Origin of the sequence: Rhodococcus sp. C-2 (assembly GCF_027854095.1) — a bacterium.
GTDB classification, from domain to species: Bacteria; Actinomycetota; Actinomycetes; order Mycobacteriales; family Mycobacteriaceae; genus Rhodococcus_F; species Rhodococcus_F qingshengii.
This window is the reverse complement of the sequence record NZ_JAQGFI010000027.1, coordinates 1-15,459: the sequence shown is the minus strand read 5'-3', so window position 1 is coordinate 15,459 and position 15,459 is coordinate 1. Positions and strand designations below refer to the sequence as shown.

At 59.4% G+C, this 15,459-nt stretch carries 14 protein-coding genes; 2 read left to right on the top strand and 12 right to left on the bottom strand.

Features of this window, described 5'->3' with window-relative positions; genetic code table 11:
• Positions 1 to 35: 35 nt before the first annotated feature.
• Entirely contained in the window at positions 36 to 380 is a 345-nt protein-coding gene (locus PCS43_RS32635; protein WP_037129595.1) for a nitroreductase/quinone reductase family protein, read from the bottom strand.
• Positions 381 to 618: 238 nt separating this feature from the next.
• Here PCS43_RS32635 and PCS43_RS32630 point away from each other — a divergent pair, with 238 nt between their 5' ends.
• Positions 619 to 840 carry an RGCVC family protein gene (locus PCS43_RS32630; protein ID WP_042925672.1) on the top strand — a complete coding sequence of 74 codons (222 nt, stop codon included), beginning with the start codon at positions 619 to 621 and terminating at the stop codon, positions 838 to 840.
• 254 nt (positions 841 to 1,094) lie between these two features.
• Here the strand turns inward: PCS43_RS32630 and PCS43_RS32625 are convergent, their stop codons facing one another.
• From PCS43_RS32625 to PCS43_RS32575, 11 genes are all read right to left on the bottom strand, one after another.
• On the bottom strand, positions 1,095 to 1,562 hold the full coding sequence (locus PCS43_RS32625; RefSeq protein WP_209907845.1) for a DIP1984 family protein: 468 nt from the start codon (positions 1,560 to 1,562) through the stop codon (positions 1,095 to 1,097).
• Between the two features lie 282 nt (positions 1,563 to 1,844).
• A complete protein-coding gene (locus PCS43_RS32620; protein WP_209907847.1) occupies positions 1,845 to 2,822 on the bottom strand; it encodes an ABC transporter substrate-binding protein in 978 nt (325 codons plus the stop codon).
• Positions 2,823 to 2,881: 59 nt separating this feature from the next.
• Positions 2,882 to 4,492 (bottom strand): ABC transporter substrate-binding protein, encoded by a 1,611-nt coding sequence (locus PCS43_RS32615; protein WP_064114290.1) that lies wholly within the window; start codon positions 4,490 to 4,492, stop codon positions 2,882 to 2,884.
• A 14-nt stretch (positions 4,493 to 4,506) separates the two neighbouring features.
• Positions 4,507 to 5,811 carry an NtaA/DmoA family FMN-dependent monooxygenase gene (locus PCS43_RS32610; RefSeq protein WP_209907849.1) on the bottom strand — a complete coding sequence of 435 codons (1,305 nt, stop codon included), beginning with the start codon at positions 5,809 to 5,811 and terminating at the stop codon, positions 4,507 to 4,509.
• A complete protein-coding gene (locus PCS43_RS32605; RefSeq protein ID WP_209907851.1) occupies positions 5,808 to 6,638 on the bottom strand; it encodes a sulfurtransferase in 831 nt (276 codons plus the stop codon). Before PCS43_RS32605 ends, PCS43_RS32610 begins: the two co-directional genes overlap by 4 nt.
• A 61-nt stretch (positions 6,639 to 6,699) precedes the next feature.
• Positions 6,700 to 8,667, bottom strand: a complete 1,968-nt coding sequence (locus tag PCS43_RS32600) for an acetyl/propionyl/methylcrotonyl-CoA carboxylase subunit alpha (protein ID WP_209907853.1) — start codon at positions 8,665 to 8,667, stop codon at positions 6,700 to 6,702.
• A 4-nt stretch (positions 8,668 to 8,671) separates the two neighbouring features.
• Entirely contained in the window at positions 8,672 to 10,273 is a 1,602-nt protein-coding gene (locus tag PCS43_RS32595; RefSeq protein WP_003943673.1) for a carboxyl transferase domain-containing protein, read from the bottom strand.
• Positions 10,260 to 11,459 (bottom strand): MFS transporter, encoded by a 1,200-nt coding sequence (locus tag PCS43_RS32590; RefSeq protein WP_054187583.1) that lies wholly within the window; start codon positions 11,457 to 11,459, stop codon positions 10,260 to 10,262. The genes PCS43_RS32595 and PCS43_RS32590 overlap by 14 nt, the downstream gene beginning before the upstream one ends.
• Positions 11,456 to 12,682: an aminotransferase class I/II-fold pyridoxal phosphate-dependent enzyme gene (locus PCS43_RS32585; RefSeq protein ID WP_209907855.1), complete on the bottom strand. Its 1,227-nt coding sequence runs from the start codon at positions 12,680 to 12,682 to the stop codon at positions 11,456 to 11,458. Before PCS43_RS32585 ends, PCS43_RS32590 begins: the two co-directional genes overlap by 4 nt.
• Before the next feature lie 493 nt (positions 12,683 to 13,175).
• Positions 13,176 to 13,778, bottom strand: a complete 603-nt coding sequence (locus PCS43_RS32580) for a hypothetical protein (RefSeq protein WP_209907857.1) — start codon at positions 13,776 to 13,778, stop codon at positions 13,176 to 13,178.
• A gap of 23 nt (positions 13,779 to 13,801) precedes the next feature.
• On the bottom strand, positions 13,802 to 14,251 hold the full coding sequence (locus PCS43_RS32575; RefSeq protein ID WP_007726458.1) for a winged helix-turn-helix transcriptional regulator: 450 nt from the start codon (positions 14,249 to 14,251) through the stop codon (positions 13,802 to 13,804).
• Positions 14,252 to 14,378: 127 nt separating this feature from the next.
• Here PCS43_RS32575 and PCS43_RS32570 point away from each other — a divergent pair, with 127 nt between their 5' ends.
• Entirely contained in the window at positions 14,379 to 15,428 is a 1,050-nt protein-coding gene (locus PCS43_RS32570; RefSeq protein ID WP_270923239.1) for an MFS transporter, read from the top strand.
• Positions 15,429 to 15,459: the final 31 nt, after the last annotated feature.

Sequence of the window (15,459 nt, the reverse complement as noted above, 5' to 3'; positions counted from 1 at the left end):
CTGAATGTGATTGCACCGGTGGCTGTTCGATCCGCTCAGTCGACGGGAGCGAGTTCGACGGAGACGTAGACACCCTTGCCTTTTCGGTGTGCGAGTGCCTCGCCGGGGCGATCGATACCGTCCAGTTGGAGAACGATCGGACCTTGTTCCGGGTAGAAATTGCGCCACCAACTCTTCTTGTCCGGCATGGCAACGCCGATCGTCACATGGTCGCCTTTTCGTTTGTAGGACACGGGCGCGCTGAAGGTGCGACCGGACTTGCGTCCGACGTAGGTGATGACGGTCATGGAACGGCCCAGTAGTTTGCCTACGATCGGAGCGCCGATCAGTGGTTGGACCACTACGTTCACGGCGGCGGATACACGTTGGAAAGTGTTCACGAGAAGCCCTTTCACGACGAATGCTGCACGAATTCGAATCCTGCACGGAAATGGTGCGTGCAGTAGTTCTATCCTGCTCGACCGGGATTGTCGCGTGGGCAGAAATTGGTACAAACCGGTGTGCCGAAGCGAGTAGCGTGGGGTACGTCGAGGGTCATTCGAATATGCGCGGTCAAGCCATGTCGTCCTCGACGCCAACCCGGTCTGTGGTCGAACGGCCGAGAACTGGAGCGCCGGTATGGCGTCGAACCCGTCCGATGTGTCGAATGCACGAGGGCAATCCGAGTCGACTGACGAGGATCAGAAAACACCGTCGATCTGCCCGGCGTGTCAGCACAGTATGAAATCCCACGATCCGCTCGGGGTTCGCTTCTGCGCAGTGACTGCCGACCGCGGTCTCGATCGAAAGTGCATCTGCGCTGCAGATCGCGAGGAGATGCAGCACTATTCGCGCTACTGAGGTGCATCCTGCATCCCAATCGGAGACGCACCGACCTGTAGTCGCCGACAGTGCTGGATGCCCCGAACCCGCCCTCGTCTATCGACGATCAGCACGTGGTGGTGATGTGTGCGTAGTGCACTTTTACCTGTACGACGTGCAGGGCTGCAATGTGTATGTGCGCTGCCCGCCGCGCTCAGAGGTGACCGGATAGACCGCCGGTCGCGGTGTGTGCTCGCTTCGCCGAACGACTACCTGCTCCAACGCTGCCGTGCTTACTCGATCAGATCCACCTCCCAATTCGTTCGTTGAATCTGTGTATCGACCTCGTGAATCTCGCGGGCGAGGTCGTCCGCGATTGCCCGAAGTTCGGTGACGGGGACTGCCGCGACATAGACCAATTCTGATCGGAGTTGACGACCGTAACCTCGCTCTTCGCGCCCGGACGCGGCGTCCGCAGCGGCATTGACTGCAGAGTGTCTCAGACGCAGCACATCTCGATGGGCGAGTGCATCTGTGACAGTGCCGTTTCCGAGGATCGCCTGCGCATTGGTTCGATTGATCGCGCGCATCAACCGTTCGAGTTCGCTCAGAGTTGACGTCAGCTCTTCGAGAAGGACGGCGGCGTCTTCGGCGGGAACTTCTCCCTCCTGGTGGCGTGCATTGTCGACGATCCGCTCGCGCAAGTGCGCAACCTTGCGAGTGGTGTCACTGCGTAGCGCCAGTGCCTCTGCCAGTTTCATGGATGAAGCTCCTGCTCTGACCTGAATCGGGAACTCCAAGCTAGCACTCGGTTGACAACCTGGGTCGGATTCCATTGTCTTGCTCCGTTCTTCCCAGTTCAGCATTCGAATCATCTTGGAGACAGCTGGTGCTGCGTGTCCTTCGATGAAGCGATGCAGCCGGTGGAGCACGCTGCGCACGGTCTCGGGTCGACGGGGCGGGCGAGGCATACGATGGTCCGCCGTCGATCTCGCGGTTCAGACTGAAATAGTCGCCCCGCGACGAGTTAGAGTGCGCCTTTCCTATTTGTTCGTCTTCGGGAGGCCAGGGGGATTGACCAGCGACTTGTCGACTGCCTCGTTGGTGATCTTCCATCGCTCGAGAACTTGCTCGTATGTGCCGTTTTCGATGAGATGATCTATCGCCTCGCTGATCGGTTGTACCAAGCCGTTGTCTTTCTTGACCAGTACACCGATCTGGCCCAACGCGGCCTCACCGGCTCCGGAGAACTGACCGATCACTTCGTTCTCGCCAGTCTGTGCAGCGTGAAACTGCGATGACGGGTTGGGGCCGAAGTAAGCGTCGATTCGACCGGAAGACAGCGGCAGGTAGTAGTCAGTGGTCTTCTGGTACACGGTGATTTCAGCGGGAGCACGCCCAGCTGCGAGGTTGTCCTCATTCCACTTCACCAGCAACGCCTCCTGATTGGTGGCAGCGCCGACTCCGATCTTCAGTCCGGCGATGTCTTCCGGCTTCTCGAGTGAGAGATTCCTGTCCTTTCTGACCTCGAACGCGAGAGTGTCGAGGCGGTACGTCGCGAAGTCGTATTTCTCTTTGCGCTCTTCGGTGACCGTCACGTTGGAGATGAACGCATCTGCGTCTCCCGAATCGATCCGCACCGAATTCTGCGCCCAATCCGCGACCTGAAGGTCGATTTTCAGCCCGAGCACCTCTGCAATCAAATACGCGACGTCGGTCTCGGAACCGATGACAGTCTTGTCGTCGTCGGCATAGAAGCGCAACGGTGGAGCGGTTCCAGCGTTGCCGGTGATTCGGATCGTGCCCCGGTCGCGGAACTCCTGAGGGACCTTCGCTGCGATCGAATCAACCTTGTCGGTGCTGATGCGGTTCTGCTCGGCCGACAAGTTGATACTGGATGTTGTTGCACCGGAGTGTTGCCCGGTCGATTCTTCATCTGGGCTTCCGCAAGCGGTACCCAGGAGAGTAACTGTGGCCAGGGTAGAGATCAGAAGCGTTGCGGTGCGAGGACGGGTGAACATCGGGTTCCTTCCGGGAAGAGGGTTTGTCGAAGCAGGTTGTCGAGATCACGAAGTGTGGGCTAGCTCTTCCACGCATCCACGAAGTCCACCGAGTAGAGATCGGCTTGGATGCGCAGGTCGTGAACCGCGGGAGTCGTCGCGTAGATCAGCGAAGAGGCGTGCAACGGGATCGCCAGTGCCTGATCGGCAATCAGTTCCTGAATCTCCTTCAACACTCCGTTTCTCGCATCGACGTCTACGGTCTGAGATTGTTTGACCAGCAATGCATTCAGCTCCGGAGTCGAGGCGATGCCTTTGGTCGAGCCGAGAGTGGGACTGAACACCAGCAGTACGTCACCGTCGGCGCGCAAGCTCTGGAAGTAGATCGATTCCCATGTGCCGTCGGTTCTCGCGGCGTTGTCCTCGGCAGTCGAGCGAGGTTGCAAGTTCACTGCAACTCCGATGTCGCGCAGCTGAGATTGGATCAGTTCGAACTGCGATTGGGGGAGGTGGTTGCGGTAGGCCAATTCGACGGTCAGTTTCTCACCGTCCTTGGTTCGGAATCCGTCACCGCCGACTGTCCATCCACTGGCGTCCAGCAGTGACTTCGCACCCGACGGGTCATAGGTGTACTCGGACCACAGATCGGTGTAGCCGGGCGCTTTCACCGACAAGATGCTTCGCGCTTTCTCGTCACTCGGTGTGTAGGTGGTGTCGATGATCTGCTGGGTATCGATGCCCTTCACCAAAGCACGCCGCACGTTCAGGTCCGCAAGTACCGGCGCGAACGTGGGGTTGAGCAAGAGCGAGTCGTTGATGCCGGCAGCAAGGGACGGGATGACAGTGAGTCCGGCGCCTTCTGCCCGGTCGACGTCTGTGCTCGGAATGTCGATCGCGGCGTCCAGTTGTCCTGACGTCAAACCGCCGATTCGCACCGAGGATTCGGGGACCACCAAAAAGGTGATCGAATCCAGATAGGCCTCTCCCTTGTTCTTGTTGAGTGAGGATCCCCAGTGGTACCCGTCCCGACGAGCGAGTACGACCTTCGCGTTGGTCTCCAGTTCTTTCTGTACGAACGGGCCGGAAGCGATAACGCCCTGGGCGCAGCGTTCTTCGGGCGTCTTCTTCAACGATTCCGGTGCGATGATGGCGAGCGTGTCGGAGCGGGCGGCTTGAAGGAAGCCCGCTGACGGTTCCGAGAAATTGAGTGCGACAGTGGAAGCGTCGAGTACCTCCGCTCCAGTGAAGTTTGCGAGATGTGACTTCGCAGTGGTCGCGAAGCCACTGTCTCCCAGTCTCTTCTGGCTTTCGAAGTTGTCCGCGACAACCTGCGCATCCAGACGCTCGCCGTTGCTGAAGGTCACGCCGTCCCGCAGAGCGAAGACGAATCGTCGACCGTCGTTCTGGACCTCCCAGGAGGTCGCCAACCAAGGCACGATCTCCCCGGTCTCGAGGTTCTGGTCGACGAGTTTGTCGTAGAGTGGATGGAATGCCGTAGCAGTTTGACCGTTCAGGGTCTTGTCGATGCACGGTGGAAACGTATTGATCGCAAAGGTCAGATCGCCCCCTGACACGGGCTCGGAGTCGGCGCTCGCAGCTGGCGTTGCAGTGCTGCAGCCGGCTGCAACTGCAAGCGTCGACGCCAGGATGGCGACTCGGATCGGTATGGATGAAAGCCGCGACGTCGTCATGGGCTGAGTTCCGTTCATCGTGGGGAAGTGCGAGTGGTGTCGAAGATGTGGGACCGCAGGGTCGTTCCGGTGTATTCGCGCCGGAACACGCCCCGATCTTGCAGAAGTGGCACGACGGAACTCGCGAAGTCGTCGAGCCCCCTGGGGAAGTGGGTAGCGGTCAGGATGAAACCGTCAGCTGCTCCCGATTCGAAGAGGTGCGTCAACTCGTCCGCCACTTCTTGCGGCGAGCCGACAATCTCGGGAGTGAGATCATTGCGCGCGAACAACTCTGCGGTTTCGGCGATGGTGAGATTTCGGGATTCGATCAGGCGTGTCAATCGACGCGAGGGGCCACCACCGCGGTTGAGAACTTCGGCGATCGGAGTGGACGGATCGAACTGCGACAAGTCTAGTCCTGCGGAGTGGGAGACCCACTCGATTGCCGCATCCGGATGGATCAAGGATCGCAGGTACTCCTGCCGTTCCTTTGCGATGCTCGTCGTCTCGCCGACTATCGGTTGCACAGCGGCGACGAGGCGCACCGAATCAGGGTCGCGTCCGGCCTCTTCCGCGTAGCCGCGAATTGCCTTGCGCTTCGCTCGAAGATCTTCCTCCAACGGGTCGATCGCAAAGACCAGATCTGCCCACCGCCCACCGAATTCGCGCCCTCTCACAGATTCACCTGCCTGGATGAAGACCGGGCGGCCCTGAGGTGATTGTGGCAAGGTGAGTGGACCCTGCACCGACAAGTATTTGCCCTTGTAGTCGGCCGCGTGAATCTTGCTTGTGTCTGCGTAGATTCCGCTGTCGCGATCGGCAGATACGGCGTCGCCGTCCCACGACGACCAGAGTGCGGTGGTTGCTTCGAGAACTTCGTCGCCGCGCTCGTACAGTTCTTCTCTCGGAAGCCGATCGACTTCGGGAAAGTTGTCGTTAGCCGGACCGGGTGCCGTCATCACGATGTTCCAGGCCGCGCGCCCACCGCTGAGTATGTCGAGGCTGCCCAGAGTTCTCGCCAGGTTGTACGGGCTGTTGAAGCTTGCCGAAAGGGTTACGCCGAGACCGATACGATTTGTTGCGCCGGCCACCACTGCAGCCAACTGCGTCGGATCATGTTGAAAGCCGGTCAGCAGACCGTATTTGGTGTGGCCGTCGACGTAGTGCACACGCTCAGGTATCAGTATCAGGTCGAATTTTGCTCGTTCCGCTGCTTGCGCGTATCGCTCGTAGAGCGCTCTGTCCTCGAAGGCATTCTCCGAGTACGAATGCCGCCACATTCCGGCACTGTGCATACTCGGAAAGACCATGTAGGCGCCGAGGATCATCTGTCGTGTCATCGCTGGTCCGGATTCCTTGGTGTGTGATGGATGTCAGTGGAGACGGGTCGTTCGGGGTCGGCGCTCCACCCCGACCACGACGCGACGTAGACCGCGGAGCTGATGCCGACCGCTGCAAGCGCCAGTGCGTTGTGCGACGCGGCAACTCCGCCGCCGCAATAGGACACGACGGTGGCACCACGCTCTATTCCGAACTGGTGGAAGTATTCTCGTAACTCGCGGTCGGGAAGTAGGAATCCGTTGTCGTCGAGTAGGTCAGTTGCCGGCGCTGAGATAGATCCGGGGATGTGGCCGGCGCGGAAACTGCTCGATCCTCGGGCGTCGAGCAATCTGCCGGCCGATGCCGCGCGCAGGGCGTCTTCTGCGTCGGCGAGTGTCGTGCTAGTGGTGGAAGGTGGTACGGGAATCGAATCGTTTGTCGATGTGCGTTTCCGGGCTGTAACCCATCCGGACGATCCGCCGTCCAAGTACCGCACTGAACGTCCTGCCCAGCGAAGCGTGAACCACGCGCGGGCCGCAAGCAGGGGGCTGTCCGAACTGTAGACCACGATGTGAGCATCGGCGGATACTTTCAGATCGTTCAGTGTTCTTCCGAATGCGGCGAGGTCTGGCAGCGGTCGATTCCCGTCAGTCCCGCCTCCACTGCTTTGAAAGTCGTTGATCGACAATGTGATGGACTGCGGCGCAGTAATGATTCCGGCTCCGCCCTCGCTGTTGTCTCGCACCACGTTGACGACGACGAGCGTCCGATCGGAACGAATGAGTTCGCGGAGTTCGGTTGCGGAAACAATGACTGCGCGACGCTCGATTCCCCCTGCTTCTGACATGAAAGATATTGTGTAACAATTGCTTCAGTCAAGAAAGAGATAAGATCGTGGCAATCTTTACTCATGGCGCCACGGCTGCCAGCACTTGTCCGGCATCGATGACATCTCCCACCGTTACTGTCACCGACGAGACGATTCCGGGTGAGGAAGCACGAAGGGCAGTCTCCATCTTCATTGCTTCTACGACCGCGACGACATCACCTTCCGACACCCGCGTTCCAGTCTGCAGCACTGCCAGCACGGTTCCCGGCATCTTCGATGTGATCTCTCCGTCGCTGAGATCGGAATCCTTTGCTGTATAGACTTTCTCGTCCACCTTCACGGTCCAGCCACCAACGCACACCCATATACCGGTGCCGACTCCGAGGCGCCCAGCGGTGGTTGTCAAACCATCGGCGACCAGACTGAGTGTCACCTCGTCGGTTCCACCCCTGACGACCACCGAAATGTTCCGGCCGTCGGCGGCGACAATCCAGTGGTTGCTTCGTTGTGAGATGACGGTTGTCGGCACGACGCGGCCGTCGGCAATGAGTTCGCGTCCGATCGGGTCGGATCCCAACTTGCGCAATGTCTCTCGATGTAGTCCGTGGGGGCCGGTCCACGACGACCCGGTGACCGGCGATTGTTCCTCGACGGAAGTCCACACCATCGCAACAGCAGCGGCGGTGGCCTGGAGCTCTGCAGAATCCGGGATCAACCGAGTGAGGTGCTCGTCGACGAAGGAAGTGTGAATGTCATCCGCGCGCACAGCCGGTGTCGCCAAGAGAAGTCGGAGGAAACCGATATTCGAGGTTCCACCGAAGTAACTCGAGTCGGCCAAAGCTCGGTCCAATGATTCCAGTGCGGTTGACCGCGTCGGACCGCTTGCTATGACCTTTGCGATCATCGGATCGTAGAACGGCGGAATGCTGCCGGCACCCTCGAAAGCACTGTCGATGCGAACCCCCGACGGCCAGGCTATGTCCACGGAATGTGAAGGTGCGGGCCGAAACCCGTTCGACGGATCCTCGGCGTAGATTCTGGCTTGCACCGCGAAACCCCGCAGCGCGATATGGCGCTGCTGTAACGGCAAACGGGCGCCGAGGGCGATGTCGAGTTGCAGTTCGACGAGATCGACGCCGGTCACTTCCTCGGTGACCGTGTGTTCGACTTGTAGGCGCGTGTTGACTTCGAGAAAGTAGTAGCGGTTTTCGGCGTCAACCAGAAATTCGACGGTTGCCGCATTCACGTAGCCGACGCCTCCGAGTAGTCGCAGAGCGTCGTGCTGCATGGCTCCCAGGACCGATTCGGGGACAGAACTTGCCGGTGCCTGCTCGATGATCTTCTGGTTCCGACGCTGTAGGGAGCATTCACGGGTGAAGAAGTGAACTCCTGTACCGAAGGAATCGAAGAGGACCTGAACTTCGATGTGACGCGGACGCTCCACCAGCGTTTCGATCATCAGGTCGCCGCGGCCGAAGTTCCTTTCGTTCAAACCGATTGCAGAGGTGATGACCTCTCGTGCGTCATCACCCGGATGTAGTCGAACCATCCCCTTGCCGCCGCCCCCGAACACCGGTTTCAGCAGCACCGGCACGTCGAGAGATCGAACGTGACCGAGGACGGTATCGGGATCGGCGCTTGCCTCGCCCCACGCGGTGAGAGTCGGGATGCCGGCGTCAGCGGCGGCCTTCTTCGCTCTTGCCTTGTCTCCGAGTAGAGCGATGGATTCAGCGGCCGGACCGACGAATGTCAGACCTGCAGCGACGACGGCTTCAGCGAAATCGGAGTCTTCGGAGAGGAATCCGTAACCCGGGTGCACGGCATCGCAATCCGCGGCCAGCGCGGCCGCAATGATTTGATCCGAATTGGTGTAGGACTCCGAGGGGATGTCTCCGTCCAGAAGCACGGTGTGATCGGCGAGGCGATGCCACTGTGCGTGTGAATCGACGGGGGAGGAGATCGTCAATACCGACATGCCGAGACGACGGGCCGTGCGCGCGATGCGCGTGACGATTTCACCCCGATTGGCGATGAGAAGTCGAGTCATGTTCTCACATCCTGAAGACGCCGAAGCGCGTTGTTCCGTGATTGCGGGGAAGCATGGACAGCGCGAGTGAAACCCAGGATCGCGTGTCGACCGGGTCGACGATCGCGTCAACCCAAAGCCTGGATGCGACGTACACCGACTCGCCCTGCCGGTCGTAACCTTCGCGTATCGGCCGTTTGATTTCCTCGATTTCCTCTTCCGTGAGCGGAGTTCCGCGTGTGCGCGCAGATTCGATCTTCATCAATGCCATCACCGACGCTGCTTGCTCGGAACCGACCACGGTGGTCTTCGCGTTCGGCCACACGGCCATGAAGTCAGGACCTATCGAGCGTCCGCACATCGCGAGATTTCCCGCCCCGTAGCTTCCGCCGATGACGATGCTGAGCTTGGGAACCCTGGCGCAGGCAACGGCATTGACCAGTTTCGCGCCGTGTTTGGCGATACCTTCCGCCTCGTACTGCTTCCCGACCATGAATCCGTTGACGTTGTGCAGGAACAACAATGGGATGTCTCGTTGTGAGCACAGTTCGACGAAGTTCGCGGCCTTGAGGGAGTCCTCCGAAAAGAGCACACCGTCGTTCATGATGACCCCGACGGTGTACCCCTCGATGTGGCCGGTCCCGCAGACGATGGTTCGGCCGTAATTCGCTCGGTACTCGACTAATTCGCTGGCATCGAGCAGGTGGGCCAGAACGTCGCGCGCGACGATCGGGGTTTTCGAGGAAGCCGGGATCACCGTGTCGAGCTGCTCGGGGGAGTGAAGAGGTGGTCGCGGAGATCGTGACGGCGCCCGTACCTCCCGTCGATCACCGCGGGCGACGATGTCGGCGATCATGCTCAGAGCCTCGATGTCGTCGTTGGCGATGTGATCGACGACGCCGCTGATCACCCCGTGCACGTCGGCGCCGCCGAGCTCTTGCGGTTCGACGTCGACACCGGTTGCAGCCTTGACCAACTGAGGGCCGCCCAGATAGACGGTGCCGGTACCGCGGACGATGACGGTCTCGTCGCACATCGCTGGGATGTATGCACCTCCAGCCGTGCAGGAACCCATGACTGCTGCGATCTGAACGATGCCGTCTGCCGACATTTCGGCGATGTTCTTGAACATCTCGCCGAAATGGTGCTCGTCGGGGAAGATCTCGTCCTGCATCGGAAGGAAAACACCTCCGGAATCGACGAGATAGACACACGGCAACCTCAGCCGACGAGCGACGGATTGCAATCGCAGTTGCTTCTTGACGGTCAGCGGGTAGTAGGTGCCGCCCTTGACGGTGGCGTCGTTCGCGAAGATGGCGCAGAGTGAGCCGCGGATGAGCCCTACGCCCGTGACCAGACCAGCCGACGGGAGTTGCTCGTCGTACACCTCGAATCCGGCCAGTTGTCCGATCTCGAAGAACGGGGACTGCACGTCGAGAAGAGCATCGATGCGTTCGCGAGCGGGCAATTTGCCGCGAGCCCGGTGCTTGGCGACCGACCGCTCGGGTGCCCCGTGAACGGACAAGTGTTGCGCGTCCGCAACTCGCTCGCGAATTTCCTTGTATGCCAGTAAGTTTTGCTCGCGGGTACCGGGGTCGAGTTGTGCGGTGCGTTCAATGACGGGCATGGGACGTACCTACTGTCGGTTCGGAGGAAGCTGTGCGGAGGGAGAATACGAGCGCAGTCGCTGCTGCAGTGATCAGTGCGACGATTGCCGACCACACGCGTTCATCGGATGCGAGAGGTCCGACTACAGAGGCGATGCCGGCAATTCCCTGCTGTACGAGTCCGCAGTACGCGACGGCGATGGCTCCGCCTTCAGCAAAATGCGTCACTGCTGATGCTGCCGAGTTCGGGAAGAGAAGCGATTGCCCAAATGTCAGTGCGATGTATCCGAGCAGGAAGACCGCGAGCAACGGCGTGGAACCGAGTGGGGGATACCAGCAGAGCATGAGGACGAGGCCGGCAAGCAGCATGCACAGCGCACCTCGACGCATCAACTTCTCTGAACCGACGGTTGTGGCCCTTCGATTGACGTAAAGCGCGCCGCTGAAGTAGGCGGTTCCGTAGAGGATTCCGAAGGCTCCGAATGCCCACGGTTGCAAGTCGAATCGATCGCTGAACAGGAAGGGGCTCGATTGCTGCACAAGGACTATCGCGCCGAAACCCAGGCCCCCCGCAATGGCTGGTTTGTAGAACTGGGGTGTCAGGACTATGGCATTCCACCGAACAACGCGTTCGTTGTTGTCGCGGACTGTGGTGTTCTCGGTCCTCAGTGCCACCGCAGCGAGTGCTGCTCCGAGTACTCCGAGCACGCCGAAGCCGGTTCGCCACGAGGTGAACGACGCAAGAGCGCCGCCGATCAGTTGGCCACCGCCCAGTGCCACCACAAATGCCATCGACAACAGCGACAAGCGGCTAGCCAACTCCGAACCGGTGAACTTGTCCTTCACCATCATTCGCACGATGATGGCCGCACCTCCTGCTCCGATGCCTTGAACGATCCGGCCGATCAGTAGTACGGCGGCGCTCTGGACCAAAGCCAATGCAATGCAGGCGATCACGAACAATACCAAGCTGGACAACAGTGCCGTCCTGCGTCCGAGTCGATCTGCCAACCGCCCCCACACGACCACCGGAAGTGCGGCACTGATCACGAAGAGTGTCACCGACCACTTCACCACGGAATCTTCGATGCCCAGATCCGTCGCGATCTTCGGCAGTGAAGGGAGGTAGATGGTCGTGGCCATTTGTGCTGTCAACACGACGGCACAAGCCAGCGGTGTCACTGCGACAGTGCGGTCGTCGCTCATTCCGTGACACTTCGTAGGACGTCGGCGAAGCGCTCGATCGTTGCATGTGGAAGGTCCGCCCGAAGCATCAGTCTCAGCCCGGCTTTGCCCCGGCCGATGACAGGGAAGAAGACCGCCGATGTGTAGAAACCGCTAGCCAGCAGTTTCTGTGCTGCGGTGATGGTTTGTTCTTCCTCGTGGAGCGTGACGAAGCGGATCGGGAGTCCATCGCCCGATGCCGGCGTGTCGACGAGCGAATCGAACAGTTCGACAACCGTGCGGAGTTGCCGCTGCCGCTTGTCGACCTCTCCGCTGCGGTGGAGCTCCACGGACGCCGCAATAGCACCCAGCCCGGCTACGTTCACACGCTGCGACCACGTCAACGGGCCGCCGTAGCGAAGTGCGAGATCACGATTTCGACTGCCCCCGTTCCGGCCGAGTGCGATCGCACCGCCGGAAGCACCGAATCCCTTGTTCAGTGATGTCAGCAAGAATGTTCGATCATTGAGGCTGCCGATGAGATCCAGGACCGCGCCACGCCCGTTGTGTCCGATGACCGAGGTGCTGTGCGCCTCGTCGAGAACGAGAATCAGTCCGTATTTGGCCTGTAATGCAAACAGTTCGTTCAGGGGCGCCTTCCCGCCTGTGCTGTAGACGGTGTCCGCCACGTATGCCACCTGAGAATTTGTTCGGCAAAGACTTTCGAGTTCATCGACGTCGTCGTGCCGAATGGTCACGATCGTCGTTTCGTCGGCGACGCTCGCCTTCATGGCATTGAGGCAGAAGTGTGCGTTCTTGTCGAACACCATGAGGGGAGGTTCACCGCCGGTGAGCAACCCGGACGCGACGAGGGGGAGCAAGCTCCACGCAGCGTTTGCGGCGGATCCGAGGGTGAGCACATGTGCGTCAAGCAGTTCGCTCAACGCGGCCTCTGTGTCGTCGAGAAGGCTGGAGTGGACTCTCATCCGCGAGATGGAACTGTTCAACGTTCGTTCGCGCTCGAGAGCGGCGATCGCACCCGAACGAATTCGGTCGTCGGTGTCGAGCCCCAGATACGAGTACGTGGAGAAGTTCTCGAATTCGTATCCTTGGATCGTCCGGTGTTCGAAACCTGCGACGCGATCGGCAGTGAGATCGGCCAGACCCTTACTGACTGCGCGATCCCAGAATGGGTCGCTCAAATCAGCAGCACGCCTGAGGTTGGAGTACAGATTCCTATCTTTCAAGCTCTCGGCAACCGTCATTTCGCGGCTGTTCCCTTCACTGGATTCGATAGCGGAATTACTGCGTTGATGCACTGAGGGGCATCGCCGTCAGTTGACATTGCTCATTGAGAACGAAAGACAATTCGATGTCAAGCATTACGGAATCGAGACGCCGAGAAAAAGGAAGAAACCCTATGGTTTGAAACTAGTTGAATCTGTAACTTAAGACGTTGTTGCAGTTCAGGGACGGTGATGATTTATCACGATTTCCCGTGATAAATCGGATAATGCCGTGAGTCACAGACTTGTGTGCACTTCCACGTGATGTTCGAAGAATATTATGATCCGCATGCGTCAAAGGGTTGGCACGGAAGCGATAAGGCTTCTGTCTCATATTTTTCGAGGATCTCGTGGAGGTTCGGCAATCAGGCGATCCTGTATCTGGAATCGATTTTCTTCTTAATGAATTTCAAAACGTGTTAGGTCCGCCTATCGAATTCTTTACTCGGAGTATGGATGATCCGGCAATGAATCATCCTCGTTGCGACCACTTGCTGCGCAGAAGCATCAGTGCGGTAAGGGTGAGGCCCCATCCGATTGTGGACAGTGCGACGCCCACGCCTGCCTGTCCGGTGACATCGGCACTGGCGTCGATGCTGAATGCTGTGGTGAATCCTGCAGCAGTGCCGGCAGCGGCCGTCATACCGCCGGCCTTCATCCATCGCGAGCAATGGGCGGAACCGAAACACGCCAGAATCACTGTCAGTCCACAGGCGACGACCTGCCAGGTGGGGAACTGTGTCGGAGCAGGCAGGCCGGGGCCGCGGAATCCGCCTTTGTAGTCGGCTGACCAGCTGAGCCAGCCCACGCAAGACAGAAAGCCCAGTGCAAAGGCCAACAGGCCGGTGCGCCACAGTCCGAGTGAGCCCGATCCCGTGTGCCCGCCGCCGAGGGCGGTCGTGGAGTGCTCCAGGCCAGTTCGTTCCGAACGCCAGATTGTCCAGATGATGCTCGCGCCGATAGTTGCGGGCACGCCGACGAAGATGAATGCAATCCAGAGAAACTGCGGCCAGGAGAACTCGAGATCGACAGTCATGGTCGGAGTATGCGCGTACTTCGAATCATGTGCGCCCATCTGTCAATCTGGCGAGTTGCGGGTCAACCTTCCTCGACCTTCTCCACATGTGTACTTGTAGGGTCCAGGTCGATATTCCGTGTGTTGATCAGTCGAAGCCTGGGAACCGGATCGCCCGTGGTGTCGTCGATCAAGATCGAGTGTGGCTCACCGTCATCGAAGGCGTGGCGCTCTCCCCACTGTCGCAGGCTAATGATCACGATGAACAGATCCATACCGCGTTCGGTCAGGATGTACTCGTTGCGGGTACCTTGCGCGTTCGGTTGGACTTCGAAGATTCCCTGCTCGACAAGGACTTTGAGCCTGTCCGTGAGAATGTTCTTTGCGATGCCCAGGTTTCGTTGAAACTGACTGAATCTCGATGACCCGTCGAAGGCGTCACGCACGATCAGCAGCGACCATCTGTCGCCGATGATGTCGGCCGCTCGGGCCGTCGGGCAGTGCGGGTCTGTCCATTGTGCGCGATCCGGCATCGAGTTCCTCATTGGTTGCGTTTTGAAACTGTATTGACGTAACCTCCAAATGGTATCAAAACGCAACCAAGTTGAGGTGGAAGTGCCTGTACGTCATGCTGTCGAGAACTCGCGGGGCAAGTTGAAAATGTCTCGCGGACTTCGCCTGTTGCTCGCAGTGCTCTGCGGGGTCTCGGTAGCCAACATCTACTACGCACAGCCGCTCCTCGGGCAAATAGGCTCGGATCTTTCCATTCCTCCGGCCGGCCTCGGTTTCGTAGTCGCACTCGCCCAACTCGGTTATGTGGTGGGGTTGATCGTGTTGGTGCCATTGAGCGATCTCGTGAATCGAAAGAAATTGATCGCAATCCAGATCGTCGCTGCTGCAACGGGAACGATGCTTGTTGCTCTGGCCACCACGAATCTGCAGCTGTTGATCGGGATGGCGGTCGCAGGCACGTTCTCGGTAGTTGTTCAAGTCATAGTTGCCTATGCTGCGGCAATCAGTGACCCGGACGAGCGGGGCGCAAACATCGGTGTCATCACCAGCGGCGTTGTCGTCGGCATCATCCTCGCTCGGACTGTCGCCGGCGCAGTTGCGGATCTGGCAGGCTGGCGGGCGGTCTACGCGGGATCCACTTTCATTTCGGTACTGGTCGCGGCCGTCGCGCTGACGATGCTGCCGAAAGATCCTCGTTTGCAACACGATAGGCGTTCGTACGTGCGTGCAATGGGGTCTGTCGTGACGTTGACGCTTACGAACCGACTGTTTCGCACCCGGGCCCTGATCGCCTTGTTCCTTTTCGCGTCCTTTGGTGCTTTGTGGAGCGGAATGGCCCTGCCGTTGAGTGAGGAACCATGGCGGTTGTCGACCACACAGATCGGGCTCTTCGGAATCGCAGGATTGGTTGGAGCATTGGGCGCGGTCGGTGCCGGTCGGTGGGCCGATCAAGGCAAAGCGCAACGCGTCACCGGGGCGTCTTTGGTCGTTCTCTTGCTGTCGTGGGTATTCAACGCGCAGGCGACGCACTCGCTGGTGTTACTCGTAGTCGGTGTTGTTGCGTTGGACTTCGCCGTACAGGCTGTTCATGTCACGAGCCAGAATCTGATCGTCGCGAACACACCGGAATCGTCGGGGCAGATCATCGGTAGGAGCAATGATCAGAACCTGTGGATGGTTCTCGGCGAGGCGGCGTGAGTGGGCGCACCTTCCCGGGAATGATCTGAAA

What these genes read in the sequence shown, in the direction of transcription:
- PCS43_RS32630 (WP_042925672.1), top strand. Translation starts at nt 619, where the DNA reads ATGGCGTCGAACCCGTCCGATGTGTCGAATGCACGAGGGCAATCCGAG.
- PCS43_RS32625 (WP_209907845.1), bottom strand. Translation starts at nt 1,562, where the DNA reads ATGAAACTGGCAGAGGCACTGGCGCTACGCAGTGACACCACTCGCAAG.
- PCS43_RS32620 (WP_209907847.1), bottom strand. Translation starts at nt 2,822, where the DNA reads ATGTTCACCCGTCCTCGCACCGCAACGCTTCTGATCTCTACCCTGGCC.
- PCS43_RS32615 (WP_064114290.1), bottom strand. Translation starts at nt 4,492, where the DNA reads ATGACGACGTCGCGGCTTTCATCCATACCGATCCGAGTCGCCATCCTG.
- PCS43_RS32610 (WP_209907849.1), bottom strand. Translation starts at nt 5,811, where the DNA reads ATGACACGACAGATGATCCTCGGCGCCTACATGGTCTTTCCGAGTATG.
- PCS43_RS32605 (WP_209907851.1), bottom strand. Translation starts at nt 6,638, where the DNA reads ATGTCAGAAGCAGGGGGAATCGAGCGTCGCGCAGTCATTGTTTCCGCA.
- PCS43_RS32600 (WP_209907853.1), bottom strand. Translation starts at nt 8,667, where the DNA reads ATGACTCGACTTCTCATCGCCAATCGGGGTGAAATCGTCACGCGCATC.
- PCS43_RS32595 (WP_003943673.1), bottom strand. Translation starts at nt 10,273, where the DNA reads ATGCCCGTCATTGAACGCACCGCACAACTCGACCCCGGTACCCGCGAG.
- PCS43_RS32590 (WP_054187583.1), bottom strand. Translation starts at nt 11,459, where the DNA reads ATGAGCGACGACCGCACTGTCGCAGTGACACCGCTGGCTTGTGCCGTC.
- PCS43_RS32585 (WP_209907855.1), bottom strand. Translation starts at nt 12,682, where the DNA reads ATGACGGTTGCCGAGAGCTTGAAAGATAGGAATCTGTACTCCAACCTC.
- PCS43_RS32580 (WP_209907857.1), bottom strand. Translation starts at nt 13,778, where the DNA reads ATGGGCGCACATGATTCGAAGTACGCGCATACTCCGACCATGACTGTC.
- PCS43_RS32575 (WP_007726458.1), bottom strand. Translation starts at nt 14,251, where the DNA reads ATGCCGGATCGCGCACAATGGACAGACCCGCACTGCCCGACGGCCCGA.
- PCS43_RS32570 (WP_270923239.1), top strand. Translation starts at nt 14,379, where the DNA reads ATGTCTCGCGGACTTCGCCTGTTGCTCGCAGTGCTCTGCGGGGTCTCG.